Source organism: Mesorhizobium sp. M7A.F.Ca.CA.001.04.2.1, from assembly GCF_003998485.1.
In the GTDB taxonomy this organism is placed as follows: domain Bacteria; phylum Pseudomonadota; class Alphaproteobacteria; order Rhizobiales; family Rhizobiaceae; genus Mesorhizobium; species Mesorhizobium ciceri.
In genome coordinates this window covers 21,776-40,521 of record NZ_RZQT01000055.1, presented here as the reverse complement: position 1 = coordinate 40,521, position 18,746 = coordinate 21,776, and the positions used below count along the sequence as shown (strand labels likewise).

The window sequence follows — 18,746 nt, the reverse complement described above, 5'->3', positions numbered from 1 at the left end:
GGCCGTGGCATCGCCTTCCAGCTGGTCGAGAATTTCGGCCTCATCAACCGCCGCGACATCGCCGAGGAGATGAAGTCGCTCGACCAGGAAGGTCGCGCAGCCCTTCGCCGGCTTGGCGTGCGCTTCGGCGCCTACCATGTCTTCGTGCCGGCGCTGATCAAGCCGGCGCCTGCCGGGCTGGTGACGCTGCTGTGGGCGCTGAAGAACGACGGCAAGGACAAGCCAGGTTTTGGCGACGTGGTCCATGCGCTCGCCTCGGGTCGCACCTCGGTGGTCATCGACCCGGCCTTCGACAAGACCTTCTACAAGCTTGCCGGCTACCGCAATCTCGGCCGTCGCGCCGTGCGCATCGACATCCTGGAACGGCTGGCGGATCTGATCCGCCCGGCGACCAACTGGAAGCCCGGTCTCGGCCAGCGCCCGGACGGCGCCTATGACGGCCAGTCCTTCATGGTGACGCCGCCGATGATGTCGATCCTCGGCGCCACCGCGGACGACATGGAAGAGATCCTCAAAGGTCTCGGCTACCGTGCCGAGCCGAAGCCGGCCGTCGAGGTCAAGGCGCGGCTCGAAGCACAGGACAATGCCGCGCGCGAAGCAGCGATGGCGAAGCTTGCGGCGGAAGAGGCTGCACGAGCCGAGCAGACCAAGGCGGCGGACGCCGCAGCAGAGGCAGCAGTCGAAGGGTCGGAGCCGGCATCGGACGCAGTGGCCGTTTCGGAAACGGCGACCGAAATCACCTCCGACGCCGCGGCGGAACCTGCTGCGCCTGCCGTGGAAGAACAGGCGGACGCTCCGGTCGAAACCGTGCAAGACGAAGCGCCTGTTGCCGAGGCTGCTCCTGAACCGGAACCGGTTGAACCGCAGGCAGAGGCTGAAGCTGCCGAGACTGAAGCCGCAGCGGCAGAAGAAGTTGCACCGGCCGAGCTGGTGTCAAATGCCGCGCCGGCAACGGACGCCGCGCCGGACGAACCCGTGACGGTGACTGAAGCAGCCACCGGGGAACCCGCTCCGGAAGCCGAAGCGCCAAAACCCATCCTGTTGTGGCGTCAGGGTCGTTTCGAACAGCGCCCGCGCAACCGCGACGACAACCGCAGGAACAATCGCCCACGCAACGGACAAGCGCGCGGCCGAAGCGATGCGCCTGCGGACGCCGGCGCACCGAACGCCGCTGCACCCGGAGAGCGTCCGGCCCATGAAGGACGGCGCGATGGAGCCGGCAAGCCGCGCTTCGACCGCTCGAAGTTCAAACCCAAGCCGCAGGCCGAAGGCGAACAGCGACGTGACAGGCCGCAGGGCGAGCGTCCCGACCGCCGCGAAGGCCGTCCCGACTGGAAGGGTGGCAGGCCGGATGGCAAGGGTGGTCCGCAAGGCGGCAAGCCCGCCTTCCAGCCAAAGCCGCGCGAGGAGCGCCCGGTGCGTTTCGATCCGGATTCGCCCTTCGCCAAGCTCGCCGCTCTGCGCGACCAATTGAAGAAGTAGAACCCGGCTCGCTTCGATGGTTGCCGAAGGCCGCCAGCGCATCGACAAATGGCTGTTCTTCTCCCGCGTCGTGAAATCGCGCTCGCTGGCGGCGAAGTTGGTCGTCGCCGGCCGGGTCCGCATCAATCGCGACAAAGCAGCGCAGGCCTCAGATCAGGTCAAGCCAGGCGACGTCCTGACCATCACGCTCGAGCGGCGCATCTTCATCTGGAAGGTCCTCGGCGCGGGTGCGCGACGCGGCCCGGCCGAGGAAGCCCGTACGCTCTACGAGGATATGTCGCCACCGCCCGCACCGAAGGGCGAAGCCCCTCCCGATGCAATTCCGGGGCTGCGCGAGGCCGGCAGCGGCCGCCCGACCAAGAAGGAACGTCGCCAGACCGACCGATTGCTCGGCGAAGATTGATGCCTGGCGTCCAAAAACAGGCGGCGCTTGCCAGGATAACCACGTGTTTGAAGCAAAACTGAACCCGACAAACAGGAAGCCCTGCATGAGGTCGCCGGCCTCTGGGGCGCCGGCTGCCTGGAATTCCATTTCGAAACGCTGATGCCGACAGGAATGGCTGCCCTTGCAAGCAGCGGCCAAAGGCGTTACCTGACGGAAAAAGCCCAACAAAATGGGACGTCCCGGAGCCGACCGATGACCTATGTCGTGACCGACAATTGCATCAAATGCAAATACATGGACTGCATCGAGGTCTGTCCGGTCGATTGTTTCTACGAAGGCGAGAACATGCTCGTCATCCATCCCGACGAGTGCATCGACTGCGGTGTTTGCGAGCCGGAATGCCCGGCCGACGCGATCAAGCCCGACACCGAGCCCGGCCTCGACAAATGGCTGCAGGTCAACACTGAATACGCCGAGAAATGGCCCAACATCACCGCCAAGAAGGAACCGCCGGCAGACGCGAAATCCTTCGACGGCGAGGCCGGCAAGTTCGAGAAATACTTCTCCGCCGAGCCCGGCGAAGGCGATTGACAATACGGCCGGAAAGGCCGGTATTACGCAGGGTAAGAGGCACGTCACATTAACCGGCTTGACAGCCGGCGCCGGGTTGTGGCCTTCGCGTATGCAGCAAAACCTTGATTCTTCCGACTTTTTGTGTTACATCAGCGAAACATGCCGGTGACACAACGTCGATTTATGGCGCAGACGCCCCAAATCACTGAAAGGTGAAAATCCCATTCGGACCAGAGCGATCTGGGCCAGGCGGTCGCGATGTTGCGGTTTGCCGGTCCGGCTTTTCCGATGGGTTCATCTGTTGTGCGGCTAACGGTCGGTTTCTCCGATCGCGCGAGTTCGGGCCGGCAGGACGCCGGTACCACAACAAGGAGTTCAGTGCGCAATGGCAACGATCACCCCGCAGAAGAAGTCCACCGCTGCGCGTCACGGTTTCAAGACCGGCGAGTACATCGTCTACCCGGCGCATGGCGTCGGCCAGATCGTCTCGATCGACGAGCAGGAAGTTGCTGGACACAAGCTGGAACTGTTCGTCATCGACTTCTCGAAGGACAAGATGCGCCTGAAGGTGCCGGTCGCCAAGGCGACCTCCATCGGCATGCGCAAGCTGTCGGAAGAGGATTATGTCGAACGCGCGCTGAAGGTCGTGCAGGGCCGCGCCCGCGTCAAGCGCACCATGTGGTCGCGCCGCGCCCAGGAATATGATGCGAAGATCAATTCGGGCGACCTGATCTCGATCTCGGAAGTCGTGCGTGACCTCTACCGCGCCGACAACCAGCCGGAGCAGTCCTATTCCGAGCGTCAGCTCTACGAGGCGGCGCTCGACCGCATGGCCCGCGAGATCGCGGCCGTCAACCGCATGTCGGAAACCGAAGCCGTGCGCTTGATCGAGGTCAACCTCAACAAGGGCCCTAAGCGTGGCGCCAAGGCCGACAATGAAGAGGCCGAGCAGGAAGAAGCTGCCTGATCTTTCTCACCTTTCGAGAAATCCTGCCAGAAACGATTGGAGGCTCCGGTTTGACCGGGGCCTCTTTTGCTTTCGGGCGGCAGCTTCGATGTTGGTAGGCCCTGCGCACCAGCGTGCTGCATCGCGGCTTGCCGGCGCGCCGAGCCGTCGAGCGCGCGTTTTCGTTTTAACGTGTGTCGCCACTTATCGCCTTGCCGCCAAAGCAGACCGCGGCAATGGTCTCGCGCAATTCCTCGTCGGCGATCGGCTTGTGCAGGATGCGGCTGCCGCTGGCGCTGATCTCCTTGAGGCGCGCCGGCGACGTATCGCCAGTAATGATGATGGTCGGGACAAGCCGGCCGATATGGGCGTGAAGCGCACGGATCGCGTCGGTGCCGGTGGTGTCATTCTCGAGACGGTAGTCTGCGATGATCAGGTCGACCGGCGCATCGCCGGCAGCCAGCGCCGCCGTATGGGCCTCCTGCGCCTCTGCGGCGGAGCGGCCGGGATAGACACGATGTCCCTCCAGGCTGAGCAAGCGCACCATGGCATCGAGAACGTCGCCCTCGTCCTCGACCACCATGATGCCGGCGGCACTGCTGGCCGGCGATGTCGTGTCGACCTCCAAGCGAGCTTGCACCGCGCCGGCCTTCGCGACGGTGATGGAAAACAGGGAACCGCGCCCGGACGTCGAAGCCAATTTCAGGGGGTGCCCCAACAGCTCGGCGGTGCGGCGAACGATGGCGAGCCCGAGTCCCAGGCCTTGCGTGCGGTCCCGCGCCGGGTTCTGCAACTGCACGAACTCCTCGAAGACCATCCCCTGCTGATCGGCGGGGATGCCGGGGCCGCTGTCGAGGACCTGTATCTCCACACATGCGCCGCGCCGGCGACAGCCCAGCAGGACACCACCTTGCTTGGTGTAGCGAAGGGCATTCGAGACCAGGTTGTTGAGGATGCGCTTCAACATCATCGGGTCGCTGTCGACGTAGAGACTGCTGTCTACCACGCGCCACGTAAGTCCGCGTTGTTTTGCCTCGGCGGCGAATTCATTGCGAAGATCACCAAAGAGGTCGCGCAGCGGCACCGCCTCGCTCGTGACCGTGACGATGCCCGCATCGAGCCGCGAGATATCGAGCAAAGCGTTGAGCAGCCCACTGAAGTTGCTGACAACCGATTTCGCCCGGCTGGCCAGATCGCGCGCCTCGCCGGAGGGTACGTCGCCGCGCTGCCCCAATATGGCAAGCGTCGAGACCAGCAGGCTCAGGGCATGGATCGGTTGGCGCAGATCGTGACTCGCCGCCGCCAGAAAACGCGTCTTGGCACGGTCGGCGGTCTGCGCCCTGTCGCGTTCCTCTTGCAGGTGCTCGACCAGCGTTTCGTTCTCCAGTCGCAGGCTGACGGTTTCGCGCAGCATGCGGTAGGTGATACGGCAGTAGTAGAAATTGATCGCCACCAGCGATGCGAGCAGGAACAGGAAGGCGCCGGAAATATCGCTTTGGGTGGTCAAGCAGCGCAAGGCGACCGGCACCACCGTGGCCAGGATGGAACCGACCAGCGCCGGCGGAAAGGCCGACAGCGACGGCACCGTACCGCAGACGAGACCAGTCAGGACGATGACCGTGAAGGACAGCACGATCGGCGCCTCGGGCATAAAGCCGACCCAGCCAAGCACCCCCCACAGAAGGCCCGACATACAGGAAAACGCCGTGGCCAGCCATGCCCAGCGCAAGATCGAGCCGCGATCCCTTGAGCGGCTGAAAAAACGGCGCGACGCCAGCACCCGGATAGCCGTCAGCAGATACAGCGCCACCAGCCAGCCGGTCAGCCAATTGGCGGAAACGGCCGTTCTCAGAACATAGACCGCCGCCATCGAGATCACGATGTTGGAGATGACCACGCCGTAGGAATTGCGATACAGGAGTTCGACCAGGGCCTGGCGTATCTTGTCTTCCTGCATCGAATCCCTCCAATTGTCCCAAGTAATTCTCCGGCCGGTCTTCCCCGGTACCGTTGATCTACCGGCAACCTGTTTCGCATAAGTTGGCGATCGATCCATATACGCCGCTGCAGCCCTGGATGGTGCCCCGATGAACCGCTCGCTCACCGCCATACTCGCCGACGACCATGCCATCGTGCGCGAGGGGCTGAAGCTGCTTATCTCGGCTATGGACAATGTCTCGGTCGTCGCCGAGGCTGCGGATGGCGAGGCGCTGCTTGGCCAGCTGCGAAGCACGCGCGCCGACCTTTTGATCCTCGACCTCGGCATGCCGGGTGTGGCCGGGATGCAGTTTATCGCCACCATCAGGACCTTGGCGCCACGCCTGCGGATCGTGGTGCTGACGGCCAATGTCGAGCCGAGGACAGTACGCGCCGCGCTCAGCGCCGGCGCCAACGCCTACCTGACCAAGGATGGCGATCCCGAGGAACTCGGCGCTGCCATCGAAGCGGTCAAGAACGGAGGCACCTATCTGGCGAAAACCGTTCGCTTCGCGGTCAGCGATATAGGCAGGGACAGCGAGCCGATAGCCGCGCAGGAAATCCTGTCCCCGGTACCGCTGACGCGGCGCGAACGGCAGATCCTTCAACTGGTGGCGCAAGGCATGATCACGCGCGACATCGCCGAACGACTGGGCATCAGCCTGCCGACCGCTCGCAAACATCGCGAAAATCTGATGGGCAAGCTCAGTCTCCACAACACCGCCGAACTGACCGCCTACGCGGTTCGTCTGGGATTGCCCACCGGCTGATATCGCAGCCGCGACAATGGGCAACCCGGCAACGTCCCCTTAACCATCGGCAGATTAGCCAAACCCGATCATCATCCAAATACGGCATCCGCCGTATGTTTTCGGCCTGCCCCCCGGCCTACTCCTCCCACGGCTTGATCATGGGAGGAGCTGTCATGCCATCGCTGGATCTCTGGATTCCGTTCGCCCTCGCAACGCTCGCCTTCGCCTGCATGCCAGGACCGGCGATTCTCTACATGACAGCGCAGACGCTGGCCCATGGCCGTCAGGCCGGATTGATGGCGGCACTGGGTGTCCATCTTGGTTGTTACGTGCACATCCTGGCCGCGGCGGTCGGGCTCGCCGCACTGATGGAACACGCGCCGGTCGCTTTCTTGGTGATCCGATGGGCGGGCGCCGCATATCTCATTTCGCTGGGCCTTGCCATGTTCCTGGGCTGGAACCGGATGGGTGAGGATGGTGCCAGGCCGGCCCCGAATACATTTCGCGACAGCATGGTCGTCGAGATCCTCAATCCCAAGACGGCACTGTTCTTCCTGACCTTCCTGCCGCAGTTCGTGGATCCGTCAGCCGGCATGGCCGTCGGGTTGCAGTTCCTCATCCTCGGCATCATCGTCAATCTCATCTTCTCGATGGCCGACCTTGCGGCGGTCGGCATCGCCTCGCTCGCCGTTGGCCGGTTCACTGGCGCCGGATGGGTGATCCCCAAGACATGCGGTTCGATCCTCATCGGACTTGGCGTGGCGCTCGTCAGCCATCATATCTGAACCTGCAAATGAAGAGCCGCGATTTCGGGGGAGATCTGACGGTGAAATTTCAGCGGCTGCTGGCGGCAAGGCCCGATATGCCGAAGGATGGCTGACGGCCTGCTCGCGCATCCGGCAAGATATACCGGAACCGGCGCGCCTTCGGGGCCATCGCCCGAATTCTACAGACCCTAGGCCGCGCCTACCCGCCGCCGCCTTCCTTCTCAGCCTCCTGCTTCAGCGTCGCAATGAACCGCTTCGTCCGTTGCTGCTCCGGATTGTTGAACAGCACCGCGGCCGGTCCCTTCTCGACGACGACGCCGGCATCGAGGAACACCACTTCCTTGGCGATCTTGGAGGCGAGGCGCAGATCATGCGTCGCCATCACCATGGTCGTGCCTTCACTGGCGAGCTTGCCAAGCACGTCGACCACCTCTTGCGCCAGTTCCGGGTCGAGTGCCGAGGTCGGCTCGTCGCAGAGCAGCACTTTCGGCGACGGCGCCAAGGCGCGGGCGATCGCCACGCGCTGCTGCTGGCCGCCCGACAGCGTCGCCGGCCAGGCGTCGGCCTTGTGCGCCATCCCCACCTTCTCCAGCAGAGCCAGCGCCCGCTCGCGTGCCCTCTCAGGCGCCCATTTCAGCACCGTCACCAGCCCTTCCATGACGTTCTCGATCGCGGTGCGATGCGGAAACAGCTGGAAGTTCTGGAACACCATGCCGGTCTGCAGCCGCAGGCGCTGGATATCCCTGGCCGGAACCCTGCCACCAGGATGGAATTCGAGCGTCTCGTCGCCGATGCGCACCGTGCCCGAGGTCGGGATCTCCAGGAGGTTGATGCAGCGCAGCAGGGTGCTCTTTCCCCCGCCCGACGGGCCGACCAGCGCCGTGACGCTGCCTTCGGCAATGGTGACCGTCACGCCCTTCAACACGAGATTGTCGCCAAAGCGCTTTTCGATGTTGCTGAGGCCGATCATGAGCGTGCCTCCAGGAAGCCGCCATAGCGGTTGAGCCGGGTCTCCAGCCGCGTCTGCAAGGCCGACAGCACCGAACTCAGCGCCAGATAGAGGATCGCCGCCTCGACATAGAGGATCAGCGGCTCATAGGTGGTGGCGACGATGCGCTGCGCCGCCTGGAACATCTCCGGCACGGTGATGGCGGCGGCCAGCGACGTATCCTTGACCAATGAGATGAAGGTGTTGGAAAGCGGCGGCACCGCGACCCGGCCGGCTTGCGGCAGGATGGTGCGCCGCATCGCCTGGCTCCAGGTCATGCCGATCGAATAGGCCGCTTCCCACTGGCCCTTCGGCACCGACCCTATGGCCGCGCGGATGATTTCCGACGTGTAGGCGCCGATGTTGAGCGTGAAGCCGATCAACGCCGCCGTGAAGGCGTCGAGCAGGATACCGACCGACGGCAGGCCGTAGAAGATAAGGAACAGCTGCACCAGCAGCGGCGTGCCGCGGAAGATCCAGACATAGAAGCGCACCAGCGCGACCAGCGGTTTCGGACCAAACAGCCGGGCAAGCGCCGCACCCAACCCAACGGTCAGTCCAAGGACGAAGGACAACAGCGTCAGCGGCACGGTGAAGATCAGCGCCGCCCACAACAGCGAAGGCAGCGACTCCAGCATCAGTTGCAGCCAGTGCGGCACGTAAGACCCTCCAAATAAGTCGAGGCTTTCGTCGAGGCGCGACATATCACGACAAAAGCGGCGGACCGTCAAAGACGACTCGCCGCTCGATATGTCCTGTGGGCCGCGGAGCGGCCCGCCTCATAGATTACTTCGAAACGTCCTGGCCGAAATAGGTGTCGGAGATTTTCTTATAGGTGCCGTCGGCCTTGATGTCGGCCAGCGCCTTGTTGATCGCCGCGACCAGCTCCGGATCGCCCTTGCGCACGATGACGCCGGAATAGTCGGCGTTTTCCTCTTGCGCGGCGATCTTCACATTGGCGTCGGGCTTGTGCTTCTTGAAGTCGAGGAACGACAGGCTGTCATTGATCGTGGCGTCGGCACGGCCTGTCAGAAGCAGCTGGATCGATTGGTCGAAGCCATCGGTGCCGACCAGCTCGGCGCCGTTCGTTTCGGCCAGCTTGCCGAAATTCGAGGTCAGCGACTGCGCCGACTTCTTGCCCTTGAGATCGGCAAAGGTCTTGATGTCTGTGTTGTCGCCGCGCACGATCAGCACCGCCTTGGAGGCGATGTAAGGATCGGAGAAGTCGTACTTGGCCTTGCGGGCATCGGTGATGCCGACCTCGTTGATGACGGCGTCATAGCGATTGGCGTCGAGGCCGGCGATCAGCCCGTCCCACTTGCCTTCGAGGAATTCGACCTTGACGCCGAGCTTGTCGGCGATCGCCTTGGCGATTTCGACGTCGAAGCCGACCAGTGCGCCCGAAGTGTCATGATAGGTGAATGGCGCATAAGTGCCTTCCGTGCCGACCTTGATGACCCCGGCCTGCTTGATCTGGTCGAGATTGGCGCCGGCATGGCCTGCGGTGACAGCCAAGGCCTGCAGCGTTCCGGCGATGATGAGCGACTTGAGCCATTTCATTTTTCTGTGATCCCGTCCTTGGCCGGCCGACCGGCATATTGTGAGCGATGGAAACTGACAGATGCAAGCCGAAAAAATAAGGAACAGAATTCCAAAAACAACCAGTTTCTGAAATCGGATACTCAAACTGGCGCTTTCCAGCCGGCACCAGAACTGTCGCGGATCATCCCCGGAGCCCGTCGGGCAACACATACCCGCAGCCACGGTCGCGGAACCTTTCCCGCGCATGGCAGTTCTGGCTGTTCTAGGGCACGACGCCGCCATTTCAACCCAGGCGCCAGCCAAGTTTGCAAAGTCATCCGCACCACCCAGGGAGCGCCTCATGATGGAAGACACGGCAGGACGGATCATGGTCCGCGCGGCGATGAAGGCTCCCTACCTCGAGCGTGACGAAGAGCATCGGCTTGCATTGCTCTGGAAAGAGGACAACGACCAGAACGCGCTGCACAGCATCACCGTCGCGCATATGCGGCTGGTCATTTCCATGGCCTCCAAATTCCGCCATTACGGCCTGCCGCTCGGCGACCTGGTCCAGGAGGGTCATGTCGGACTGCTCGAGGCCGCTGCCCGCTTCGAGCCGGAGCGCGAGGTGCGGTTCTCGACCTATGCGACATGGTGGATCCGGGCCTCGATGCAGGACTACATCCTGCGCAACTGGTCGATCGTGCGTGGCGGCACCAGCTCGGCGCAGAAGGCGCTGTTCTTCAACCTGCGACGCCTGCGCGCGCGGCTGGCGAATGGCGCCGAGCCACTGTCAAACGCAACGCTCTATCGCGAAGTATCGGAAGCACTCGGCGTCTCCGAAGCCGACGTGGCGATGATGGATTCGCGGCTGTCGGCTCCCGACTCCTCACTCAACATGCCGGTTGCCGACGATGCGGGTTCGACCGAGCGCATGGAATTCCTGGTCTCGGACGATCCGCTGCCCGACGAGATCGTCGGCGACAAGATCGATGTCGCGCGCCGCTCGCTCTGGCTGAGGGAGGCGCTTCGCGCGCTCAACGCACGGGAGTTGAGGATCATCGAGGAACGCCGGCTTAACGACGAGGGCGCGACGCTGGAAGCGCTCGGCGAAACCCTCGGCATCTCCAAGGAACGCGTCCGCCAGATCGAGGCCCGCGCCATGGAAAAGCTGAAGGTCGCGTTGGTGAAGCAGAATCCGGAGTTCATGGCGACTGCCGCCTGAACGGCGGCAGGCGTCCGGAGGTGCCTACTTGTCCGTGACGATCTTGACCTTGTCGCCGGCCGAAACCGCGGCACCAGGCGACAGCGCGTTGAGGACGCGGAACAGGTCGAGCTTACGGTCGACGCCGACCATCTGCGCCGAAAGCGAACCCATCGTCTGCCCAGGCTGGACAGTGACGACGCGGATGCGCAGCGGCTTCAGCGCCGCCTTTTCGGCGGCACTCAAGATCCGGAACGAGCCGCTGACCGAGCGGGCGATTGTGTCCAGCGACGTGCTGGCCGAAGGGGCCGCGGTCAGCAGCCGATAGACCTGGCCGCCGGCGCGGATCACCGCAATGTCGAACTGCCAGCCTTCGGCGCCGGCATGCGCGGTCGCTGCCTCGTTGCCGTTGATGGTTTCCTGCCTGACGCTGCTGTCGACGAGACCAGCCACCCAGCCGCTGCGGATATAGTCCGTCAGCGCCCGGTTCTTGTCGATCGACACGCCATCGAAACGGATCGCTATGTCGCCGGGGCCGGTGGCCGTCACCGCTGCCGCCGAATTGTCGATGATGAAGCCGTCCGGTACCGTGAACGAAACGCCAAGGCCCGGATGCAGGAAGGTTTCGCCGCGCACATAGCCTTCTTCCGGCGTGTCGCCATAGAGCAGGCCGTCTATGCCGGCGAGGAAGGAATCGCGGTCTCGCGTGCCGACGCCCGGCGCGCCGAACTGGCGGGCATGGCGCTGCGCCAGATCGATGCGCTGCGGCGTATTGGGGTGCGTGGCCAGGAAGTCGAGGCTGGCGTCGGTGGCGCCGCTGATCGAGCGGAAATCCGTGTAGGCCGACATTGATTGCAGGAAGCGGCCGGCGGCGAAAGGATCGTAGCCGGCCTCGCCGATCGACTTGATGCCGATGGCGTCGGCTTCCAGCTCCTGGTTGCGCGAGAATTGCGCGAGCCTCAGCTTGCCGCGGATCAACGCCGCCTTGGCGGTCGGGCTGTCGCCGAGCACATCGGAAACCACCTTGGTCGCCAGGCCTTCCTCTGCCTCGAGTTGCTGGCGCTGCAAGCCGTGATTGGCGGTGACGTGGCCCATCTCATGCGCGATGACAGCGGCAAGCTCGGCCGAATCATTGGCCAGCGCCAGGAGGCCGCGCGTGATGTAGAGATAGCCGCCCGGCAGCGCGAAGGCATTGACATTGGGCGAATTCAAAATGGTGATGCGATAGGTCTGTGTCGGGTTGGCGGACACCACCGTCAAACTACCGACCACCTTGGCGACCATGCGCTCGAGCTTGGGATCGGAATATTCGCCGCCATAGGTCGCCAGGATGCGCGGATGCTGCGCCCTGGCCAATTCGGCGAGCTTGTTGTTGGCGCCGACATTGTCCACCGTGATCGGCTTGTCGGAAGGCTGGAAGCCGGATTCCTGAACTTCCGGCGGCGTGAACATCTGGCAGCTTGCCAACGCCACGGCAAAGCCGGCCAGCGCGAGAAAGCGCGCCAGCGGTTTCATTCCCAATGTGTTAGCGCCGATCGCCAGAACGGCTTCCTTTCGGGTCCCGGCACATGACATTGAAAATCGGGGACGATCTTCAGAATGCTCACGTGCCATATCTCAAACTGCTGCAGTATCCGCGGCCCGTCCCAGGGGCGGGCGCCGGATACTGCAGGCAAATCACGGCCTGTGCCGGACCGGTAGGGCGGACCTAGCCACACTCCCCCGGTCATGGCAAGCAAACGCCACATCGCCTGGAGCCGGTTTGACCGTAAATTATGTCCGCTTCCGGGCAACATCGCGTGATGTGGAATATCCGGCACCCGCGCCGATATAGCGCCGGAACGCCTCCGGACCAGCCCCGGCAAAGAAATCATCAGCCTTGCCGGTCGCAGCGACCAACCCATTGTCGACAAACACCATATGCTCGCCGATGCGGCGTGCATCCTCCGGCTGGTGCGTGACGAACAGCACTGTCATGGCGCGTTCGGCATGAACGGCGGCAACCAGGTCCAGCATCTCGTCGCGCAAAGCCGGTCCGAGCGAAGCGAAGGGCTCGTCGAGCAGCAACACCGGTCGGTCGCGCACCAGCACGCGGGTCAGTGCGACGCGCTGGCGTTCGCCCCCCGAGAGCTCGCGCGGCAGGCGTTTCTCCTTGCCCGCAAGACCGGTGCGCGCAAGCGCCTCGGCGACCGCGGCGCGGTCCGCCTCGGTCAGCCGCAGGGATGGCGAACGGCCGAGCCCGACATTCTGCTCGACGGAAAGATGCGCGAAGAGATTGTTCTCCTGGAACACCATCGACACTGGCCGCGCCGAGGCCGGCTCGGCGCTGACATCGACACCGCCGATCAGCACGCGGCCCGACCGTGGGGTCTCGAAGCCGGCGACCAGATTGAGCAGCGTCGACTTGCCCGAACCGCTCGGCCCCATGATGGCGGTGATCGTCGCCGCGGCAAACTCGACATCGAAAACAAGCGGCGCCTCGCCATAGCTGCCATAGCTGAACGACACTTTGTCCAGCCGCACCGGCGCGCCCTTCGCGAGCCCGTTGGCCGCCTTTTCACGCATCACGGACCTCCTCCCTTCCCAGCCAGTGCGCCGCCACGATCAACGCGAGACAGACGAGGCCGAGCAGCAGTGCGAGGCCGGCGGCATCCTCGGTGCGGTAGCTGCCCATCCGAGCCAGAAGAAGGTAGGGCAATGTCTGCACGGAATCACTGCCGAACAAGGCAATGACACCGAGATCGCCGAGCGACAGCGCCATGGCGAAAGCGAAGGCCGTGGCGAGCGGTCGCCGCAGCGACGGCCAGTCGACCAGCATCAGCCGGTTCCAGCCCGCAATGCCGAGCTGTGCACAGAGCCGTTCGTGACGCTCGCTCGCCGCATCATAGGCGGGACGCACGGCGCGGAGCGCAAACGGCATCGCCATCACCGCGTTGACGGTGACGACCATGACCGGGGCGATGGCGAAGACATCGCCGACATGGCGCAACAACAGGAACCAGCCGGCGCCGACGACGATCGGCGGCACGACCAGGACAAAACCGGCGCCTGTATCGGTCGCGTGCTCGAGCAGTGTCTTTGCGCCGGCACGGCGGTTCAGCGCCAGTGCCCGCCGCGCCATGGTCAGCGCCAGCGACAGCATCACCGAAAGCAGCGCCGACAGGAAGGCGAGCGCCGCGCTGGTCAGCGTTGCCTGCCGGACAGTGGCCTCGCCGGCCAAGCGGGCGAGATCGGCACTCAATCCGGCCATCACGGTTGCCGCCATCGGCCCGACGACGAACAGCAGCGCCAGGACGATGAGTAGCGCGTTCAACCAGGTCTCGCTCCGATTGACCGAGAGATAGCGGCGTTGCGCGACCGGCAAATTGGTGTCGCCGACCACATTGGCGCCTAGCCGCGTCAGTGCCAGCACCACGATAAAGGTCAAGGCGATCTGCAGCAGCGTCAGTGCAACGGCCCGTGCGGGATCGAAATCGAAGCGCAGCGCCTGGTAGATGCCGACCTCAAGCGTCGTCGCGGCCGGCCCGCCGCCGAGCGTCAGCACGATCGTGAAGGATGTGATGCAGAGCATGAACACAAGCCCGGCGACGCCGGGCAGTGCGGCGCGCAGCGTTGGCCATTCGATCAGCCGGAACGCCGGCCGCGCCGCCATGCCGAGTTGGCTCGCCAGCCGCCATTGGTCGGCCGGTATGGTCTGCAGCGCCTCGAGGAACAGCCGCGTCGCCAGCGGCAGGTTGAAGAAGACATGGGCGACGAGAATGCCGGACAGGCCATAGATGCCCGGCCAGCTTCCGCCGCCGATAACGGCAAGCACGCCGGCGAAATAGCCGGCACGGCCATAAAGCGCCAGGATGCCGAGCGCTGCAACGATGGCCGGCAGCGCCAATGGCACGGCGAAGATCTGCAGGATGAAGGCGCGGCCGAAGAAACGTGGATGCCGCGACAGAGCGCGCGCCACAAACAGCCCCGGGATGACCGAAAGCAGCGTCGACAGGACCGCTTGCCAGAGCGTGAAGCGAATGACGCGAAGCAGATAGGGATCGAAGGCTGCCCAGGCGCCCGAGAAATCATGGGCGCCCTCGAAAAGCAGGCCGGCAAACGCGCCGCCGATCAGCAGCGCGATTGCAGCGAGCGCTACAATGCCGGCACTGACGCGGGAATCCGTGGAATGCGCCGGCGCCATCGCGCTGCCTATTTGCTCATCACCGCCAGCCATTCATCGACCCAGGCCTTGCGGTTGGCGGCGACCTCTTGCGGGCTGAACAGCAAGGTCTTCGTCGGCTTGACCAGTTTGTCGAAGGCCGGATTGAGCGGCTTGTCGGTCTTGCCTGCCGGGAACATCCAGTTGGTCTCGGGGATGGCATCCTGGAATTTCGGCCCGGTCATGAAGGCCATGAACTTGGCCGCCAGCGGATTCTTGGCTCCTGTCGTGGTGATACCCGCCACCTCGATCTGCAGATACTCGCCCTCCTCGAAGGAGGCCGCCTGGTAGCGCTCCGTGTTCTCGGCGACCATGTGGTAGGCTGGCGACGTCGTGTAGGACAGCACCATCGGCGCCTCGCCCTTGGTGAACAGCCCATAGGCCTCGCTCCAGCCCGGCGTCACGGTCAGCACCTTGGCCTTGAGCTTGGCCCAGGCCTCGGGTGCCTTGTCGCCATAGACCGACTTGACCCAAAGAAGCAGGCCGAGGCCTGGCGTCGAGGTGCGCGGATCCTGGATGACGATCTTGTCGTTGGCACTGCCTTCGATCAGCTCCTTCAGGCTCTTCGGCGGCGTCTTCATCTTCTGCGTGTCATAGACGACAGCGAAATAGCCGTAGTCGAAGGGGACAAAAGTGTCGTCGCTCCAGCCGCCCGGCACATTGACATCCGTCACCGCGCCATGCGGCGCGAACAAGCCTGACGCCTTGGCATCGGCGGTGAGATTGGTATCCAGGCCAAGCACGATATCGGCCTTGGTCGATGCGCCTTCCAATCTGACGCGGTTGAGCAGCGCGACGCCATCGGCGACCGAGACGAAGTCGACGTCGCAGCCGCATTCGGCCTCGAACTCCTTCTTCACCACGGGACCCGGCCCCCAGTCGGCGGTGAAACTCTCATAGGTGTAGACGGTGAGCTTGTCCTTGGCCAAGGCGGGCCCGGACAAGGCCACGACCGTTGCTGAAACAAGAGCGTATAAAAGCGTGCGCATCGGCGCCTCCTTCGTTCGAATTGAAAGGAATTGAGGCGTCGGACTGTCCGAAACGTCTAATCCCTCCGCCGGTACAAACCGGATCAGGTTCAGCGGGTTGGCGAGACTGCCTCTCAGCCGGTCCGCGAAGATCGCGTCCGGCACCCCGTTAGAGCGTTTCGACACATAGGCCGGGCCGATCCGCCATGCAAGCGGGAGTTTGCCGCCTTCCGTTTCCCGTGCCGGGCTGATAAGGGCCACACGATATGAGCACATTCACCATCCTGCTTGGCGGCGATCTCATCCGTACGCCACGGCTCGACCGTCAGGTCAAAGGCTCCCGCGTCATCGCCGCCGACGCCGGCATCGGTCATGCGCGGTTGCTGGGTCTCGTGCCGGAGCTGTGGGTGGGTGATTTCGATTCCGTGCCGGCGAACCTGCCGGACGATCTCGCTTCCGTGCCGCGCCGGACCTTCCCGGCCGAAAAAGACCAGACCGATGGCGAACTGGCCATCGCCGCCGCACTGGAGCGCGGCGCGACCCGCCTGGTGCTTGCCGGCGCCTTTGGCGGCAAGCGCGCCGACCACGCTTTTCTGCATCTGGCGCTTGCCTTGCGCCTGGCCGAAGCAGGGACCGATGTGCTTTTGACCAGCGGCGCCCAGGAAGGCATCCCCCTGCTGCGCGGAACGGCCGGCTTCGACTATGCCGACGGCACGCTGTTTTCGGTGCTCGGCTTTTCCGAGCTCGACGGCCTGACCGTCACCGGCGCCAAATGGCCGCTCGCTCACGTCAAGGTGGCCTTCGGTTCGTCGCTGACCATTTCCAACGAGGTCAAGTCCGACAAGACCGGGGGCCGCCTCGAAATCGCGCTCGGCCATGGCCGCGCGATGCTGCTCGCTCATCCCTATCCCTTACCTGAAAGCTGACATGGCCCCGCCCCTTCTCAACCTCGACGGGATAAAACTGACTTTCGGCGGCACGCCGCTGCTCGATGGCGCCGCCTTGACCGCCTCGGCCGGCGACAAGATCGCACTGGTCGGCCGCAACGGGTCCGGCAAGTCGACGCTGCTGAAGATCGCCGCCGGCCTGATCGAGCCGCAGGATGGCGAGGTGTTCCGCCAGCCTTCGGCGACCGTCCGCTATCTGCCGCAGATGCCCGACATGGAGGGTTTTGCCACTGTCCGCGCCTATGTCGAGGCCGGACTAGGCCCAGCCGACGATCCGTACCGCGCCAGCTATCTGATGGAGCATCTTGGACTGTCGGGCGAGGAACGTCCGAACGACCTGTCGGGCGGCGAGGCGAGGCGCGCCGCCCTTGCCCGCGTCATGGCGCCCGAGCCCGATATCCTGCTGCTCGATGAGCCGACCAACCATCTCGACCTCTCGGTCATCGAATGGCTGGAAGAAGAACTCATCCGCACCTCCTCGGCACTGATCGTCATCTCGCACGACCGCCGCTTCCTCGAGCGCGTGTCGCGCGCCACCGTCTGGCTCGATCGCGGCCAGACCCGCAGGCTAGACAAGGGCTTCGGCCATTTCGAGGAATGGCGCGACCTGGTGCTAGAAGAGGAAGAGCGCGAGCAGCACAAGCTCGGCCGCCAGATCGTGCGTGAGGAGCATTGGCTGCGCTACGGCGTGACGGCGCGGCGCAAGCGCAACATGCGCCGTCTCGGCGAATTGCAGACCATGCGCCAGCGTTTTCGCGGCCATCGCGGCGCCGAAGGGTCGGCGACCATGGTGGCGAGCGACGCCAACGAGTCCGGCAAGCTGGTGATCGAGGCCAAAAATATCGAAAAGAGCTTTGGCGATCTCACCGTGGTCAAGGGGTTTTCGACCCGCATCCAGCGCGGCGATCGCGTTGGCCTGGTCGGGCCGAACGGCGCTGGCAAGACCACGCTCTTGAAGATGTTGACCGGCGAGATGAAGCCGGACGCCGGTTCGGTGCGGCTCGGCACCAATCTGGAGATCGCCACGCTCGACCAGAAGCGCGAGGCGGTCGACCCGCAGGAGACGCTGGCGCAGTACCTCACCGATGGGCGCGGCGAGAACCTCGTCATCAATGGCGAGCAGCGCCACGTCGTCTCCTACATGAAGGATTTCCTGTTCAAGCCGGAGCAGGCGCGCACCCCGGTGCGCGAACTATCCGGCGGCGAGCGGGCGCGGCTCTTGCTGGCGCGCGTACTGGCGCGGCCGGCAAACCTTCTGGTGTTGGATGAGCCGACCAACGATCTCGACATGGAGACGCTGGAACTGCTGCAGGAGCTGGTTGCCGGTTTTGCCGGCACAGTCATCCTGGTCAGCCACGACCGCGATTTCCTCGACCGCACCGTGACCAGCCTGATCGCGCCGGATGGTGAAGGCCGCTGGATCGAATATGCCGGCGGCTATTCCGACATGCTGGCGCAGCGCGGCGGCACCAGGCTGGACGACCGCAAGGCGCGCGCGAAAGCCGAAAGCGGCGAAGCGCCAGCACCCGGCAAAAGCGAGGCCACTGCGCCAAAGGGACCAGCGAAGAAACTGTCGTTCAAGCAGAAGTTCGCGCTGGAATCGCTGCCCAAGAAAATCGAGGCTGTGATGGCGTCGATCTCAAGGCTGGAGAACAACATCGCCGATCCCGCCTATTACGAGCGCGACCCCGCCTCCTTCCAGAAAACCATCGCCGCCCTCGACAAGGAGCGCGCCACGCTGGCCGCGTTTGAAGAGGAGTGGCTGGAGCTGGAGATGCTGCGCGAAGAGATGGAGGGGTGAGGAGCGCTTGGCCGTAGGCCGATCAATCGACAACGATTTGTCGATTAAAGCGACGAACGGTGAAAGGCCGGTTCGCCTTCAGCGAATCGAAAGGTCCAGTGGACCTTTCGAAGGGATAGAACGCCCGAAGGGCTGGGAGCCATAGCGAAGGGCCGGGCGGGCCAAGTCCTATCACACCGCCGTCTTTATTTGCATTTGCGTGCGGGCTTTTATGCGCCTACATTATGCGCATAA

16 protein-coding genes, 1 pseudogene and 1 riboswitch are annotated in these 18,746 nt (G+C 64.1%); of the genes and pseudogenes, 9 read left to right on the top strand and 8 right to left on the bottom strand.

From position 1 onward, the window contains the following. From EN955_RS18640 to EN955_RS18625, 4 genes and pseudogenes are all read left to right on the top strand, one after another. A pseudogene (locus tag EN955_RS18640) lies at positions 1 to 1,482 on the top strand (helicase); the annotation flags it as partial. 16 nt (positions 1,483 to 1,498) lie between these two features. Next, positions 1,499 to 1,885: an RNA-binding S4 domain-containing protein gene (locus EN955_RS18635; protein WP_013529181.1), complete on the top strand. Its 387-nt coding sequence runs from the start codon at positions 1,499 to 1,501 to the stop codon at positions 1,883 to 1,885. A gap of 234 nt (positions 1,886 to 2,119) precedes the next feature. Continuing rightward, complete coding sequence (fdxA, locus tag EN955_RS18630) at positions 2,120 to 2,458, top strand: ferredoxin FdxA (protein ID WP_013529180.1); 339 nt, start codon at positions 2,120 to 2,122, stop codon at positions 2,456 to 2,458. 367 nt (positions 2,459 to 2,825) lie between these two features. Then, positions 2,826 to 3,407, top strand: coding sequence for a CarD family transcriptional regulator (locus tag EN955_RS18625; protein WP_013529179.1), 582 nt, complete (start codon positions 2,826 to 2,828; stop codon positions 3,405 to 3,407). 166 nt (positions 3,408 to 3,573) lie between these two features. On the opposite strand, the gene EN955_RS18620 is transcribed toward EN955_RS18625, so the two are convergent. Continuing rightward, positions 3,574 to 5,343: an ATP-binding protein gene (locus tag EN955_RS18620; RefSeq protein WP_024502941.1), complete on the bottom strand. Its 1,770-nt coding sequence runs from the start codon at positions 5,341 to 5,343 to the stop codon at positions 3,574 to 3,576. Between the two features lie 130 nt (positions 5,344 to 5,473). Between EN955_RS18620 and EN955_RS18615 the strand changes: the two genes are divergently transcribed. Both EN955_RS18615 and EN955_RS18610 read left to right on the top strand, forming a co-directional pair. After that, positions 5,474 to 6,133, top strand: a complete 660-nt coding sequence (locus EN955_RS18615) for a response regulator transcription factor (protein WP_024502940.1) — start codon at positions 5,474 to 5,476, stop codon at positions 6,131 to 6,133. Positions 6,134 to 6,288: 155 nt separating this feature from the next. Further along, positions 6,289 to 6,900 carry a LysE family translocator gene (locus EN955_RS18610; RefSeq protein ID WP_024502939.1) on the top strand — a complete coding sequence of 204 codons (612 nt, stop codon included), beginning with the start codon at positions 6,289 to 6,291 and terminating at the stop codon, positions 6,898 to 6,900. Positions 6,901 to 7,081: 181 nt separating this feature from the next. Here the strand turns inward: EN955_RS18610 and EN955_RS18605 are convergent, their stop codons facing one another. From EN955_RS18605 to EN955_RS18595, 3 genes are all read right to left on the bottom strand, one after another. Continuing rightward, a complete protein-coding gene (locus EN955_RS18605) occupies positions 7,082 to 7,852 on the bottom strand; it encodes an amino acid ABC transporter ATP-binding protein (RefSeq protein WP_013529175.1) in 771 nt (256 codons plus the stop codon). Next, positions 7,849 to 8,529 carry an amino acid ABC transporter permease gene (locus EN955_RS18600; RefSeq protein WP_013529174.1) on the bottom strand — a complete coding sequence of 227 codons (681 nt, stop codon included), beginning with the start codon at positions 8,527 to 8,529 and terminating at the stop codon, positions 7,849 to 7,851. The genes EN955_RS18605 and EN955_RS18600 overlap by 4 nt, the downstream gene beginning before the upstream one ends. Positions 8,530 to 8,656: 127 nt before the next feature. Next, positions 8,657 to 9,430 (bottom strand): amino acid ABC transporter substrate-binding protein, encoded by a 774-nt coding sequence (locus tag EN955_RS18595; protein ID WP_013529173.1) that lies wholly within the window; start codon positions 9,428 to 9,430, stop codon positions 8,657 to 8,659. Positions 9,431 to 9,752: 322 nt separating this feature from the next. Here EN955_RS18595 and EN955_RS18590 point away from each other — a divergent pair, with 322 nt between their 5' ends. Next, positions 9,753 to 10,616: an RNA polymerase factor sigma-32 gene (locus EN955_RS18590; protein WP_013529172.1), complete on the top strand. Its 864-nt coding sequence runs from the start codon at positions 9,753 to 9,755 to the stop codon at positions 10,614 to 10,616. Between the two features lie 24 nt (positions 10,617 to 10,640). Here the strand turns inward: EN955_RS18590 and EN955_RS18585 are convergent, their stop codons facing one another. The 4 genes from EN955_RS18585 to thiB form a co-directional block, all read right to left on the bottom strand. Continuing rightward, positions 10,641 to 12,110 carry a M48 family metalloprotease gene (locus EN955_RS18585; protein WP_024502938.1) on the bottom strand — a complete coding sequence of 490 codons (1,470 nt, stop codon included), beginning with the start codon at positions 12,108 to 12,110 and terminating at the stop codon, positions 10,641 to 10,643. A 258-nt stretch (positions 12,111 to 12,368) separates the two neighbouring features. Further along, positions 12,369 to 13,160 (bottom strand): thiamine ABC transporter ATP-binding protein, encoded by a 792-nt coding sequence (gene thiQ / locus EN955_RS18580; RefSeq protein ID WP_024502937.1) that lies wholly within the window; start codon positions 13,158 to 13,160, stop codon positions 12,369 to 12,371. Beyond that, entirely contained in the window at positions 13,153 to 14,778 is a 1,626-nt protein-coding gene (gene thiP, locus EN955_RS18575; RefSeq protein ID WP_024502936.1) for a thiamine/thiamine pyrophosphate ABC transporter permease, read from the bottom strand. The genes thiQ and thiP overlap by 8 nt, the downstream gene beginning before the upstream one ends. An 8-nt stretch (positions 14,779 to 14,786) precedes the next feature. After that, positions 14,787 to 15,785: a thiamine ABC transporter substrate binding subunit gene (gene thiB, locus EN955_RS18570; protein ID WP_013529168.1), complete on the bottom strand. Its 999-nt coding sequence runs from the start codon at positions 15,783 to 15,785 to the stop codon at positions 14,787 to 14,789. Between the two features lie 43 nt (positions 15,786 to 15,828). Then, positions 15,829 to 15,943, bottom strand: a riboswitch (TPP riboswitch). 87 nt (positions 15,944 to 16,030) lie between these two features. Here thiB and EN955_RS18565 point away from each other — a divergent pair. Both EN955_RS18565 and EN955_RS18560 read left to right on the top strand, forming a co-directional pair. Continuing rightward, entirely contained in the window at positions 16,031 to 16,690 is a 660-nt protein-coding gene (locus EN955_RS18565) for a thiamine diphosphokinase (RefSeq protein WP_024502935.1), read from the top strand. A gap of 1 nt (position 16,691) precedes the next feature. Continuing rightward, a complete protein-coding gene (locus EN955_RS18560) occupies positions 16,692 to 18,512 on the top strand; it encodes an ABC-F family ATP-binding cassette domain-containing protein (protein WP_024502934.1) in 1,821 nt (606 codons plus the stop codon). Positions 18,513 to 18,746 lie beyond the last annotated feature (234 nt).

Bases quoted from the DNA above. Each gene is read 5' to 3' on its own strand.
- EN955_RS18625 (WP_013529179.1), top strand. From the start codon at position 2,826: ATGGCAACGATCACCCCGCAGAAGAAGTCCACCGCTGCGCGTCACGGT.
- thiP (WP_024502936.1), bottom strand. From the start codon at position 14,778: ATGGCGCCGGCGCATTCCACGGATTCCCGCGTCAGTGCCGGCATTGTA.
- EN955_RS18590 (WP_013529172.1), top strand. From the start codon at position 9,753: ATGATGGAAGACACGGCAGGACGGATCATGGTCCGCGCGGCGATGAAG.
- EN955_RS18610 (WP_024502939.1), top strand. From the start codon at position 6,289: ATGCCATCGCTGGATCTCTGGATTCCGTTCGCCCTCGCAACGCTCGCC.
- EN955_RS18605 (WP_013529175.1), bottom strand. From the start codon at position 7,852: ATGATCGGCCTCAGCAACATCGAAAAGCGCTTTGGCGACAATCTCGTG.
- EN955_RS18615 (WP_024502940.1), top strand. From the start codon at position 5,474: ATGAACCGCTCGCTCACCGCCATACTCGCCGACGACCATGCCATCGTG.
- fdxA (WP_013529180.1), top strand. From the start codon at position 2,120: ATGACCTATGTCGTGACCGACAATTGCATCAAATGCAAATACATGGAC.
- EN955_RS18595 (WP_013529173.1), bottom strand. From the start codon at position 9,430: ATGAAATGGCTCAAGTCGCTCATCATCGCCGGAACGCTGCAGGCCTTG.
- EN955_RS18620 (WP_024502941.1), bottom strand. From the start codon at position 5,343: ATGCAGGAAGACAAGATACGCCAGGCCCTGGTCGAACTCCTGTATCGC.
- EN955_RS18560 (WP_024502934.1), top strand. From the start codon at position 16,692: ATGGCCCCGCCCCTTCTCAACCTCGACGGGATAAAACTGACTTTCGGC.
- thiB (WP_013529168.1), bottom strand. From the start codon at position 15,785: ATGCGCACGCTTTTATACGCTCTTGTTTCAGCAACGGTCGTGGCCTTG.
- thiQ (WP_024502937.1), bottom strand. From the start codon at position 13,160: ATGCGTGAAAAGGCGGCCAACGGGCTCGCGAAGGGCGCGCCGGTGCGG.
- EN955_RS18565 (WP_024502935.1), top strand. From the start codon at position 16,031: ATGAGCACATTCACCATCCTGCTTGGCGGCGATCTCATCCGTACGCCA.
- EN955_RS18585 (WP_024502938.1), bottom strand. From the start codon at position 12,110: ATGAAACCGCTGGCGCGCTTTCTCGCGCTGGCCGGCTTTGCCGTGGCG.
- EN955_RS18635 (WP_013529181.1), top strand. From the start codon at position 1,499: ATGGTTGCCGAAGGCCGCCAGCGCATCGACAAATGGCTGTTCTTCTCC.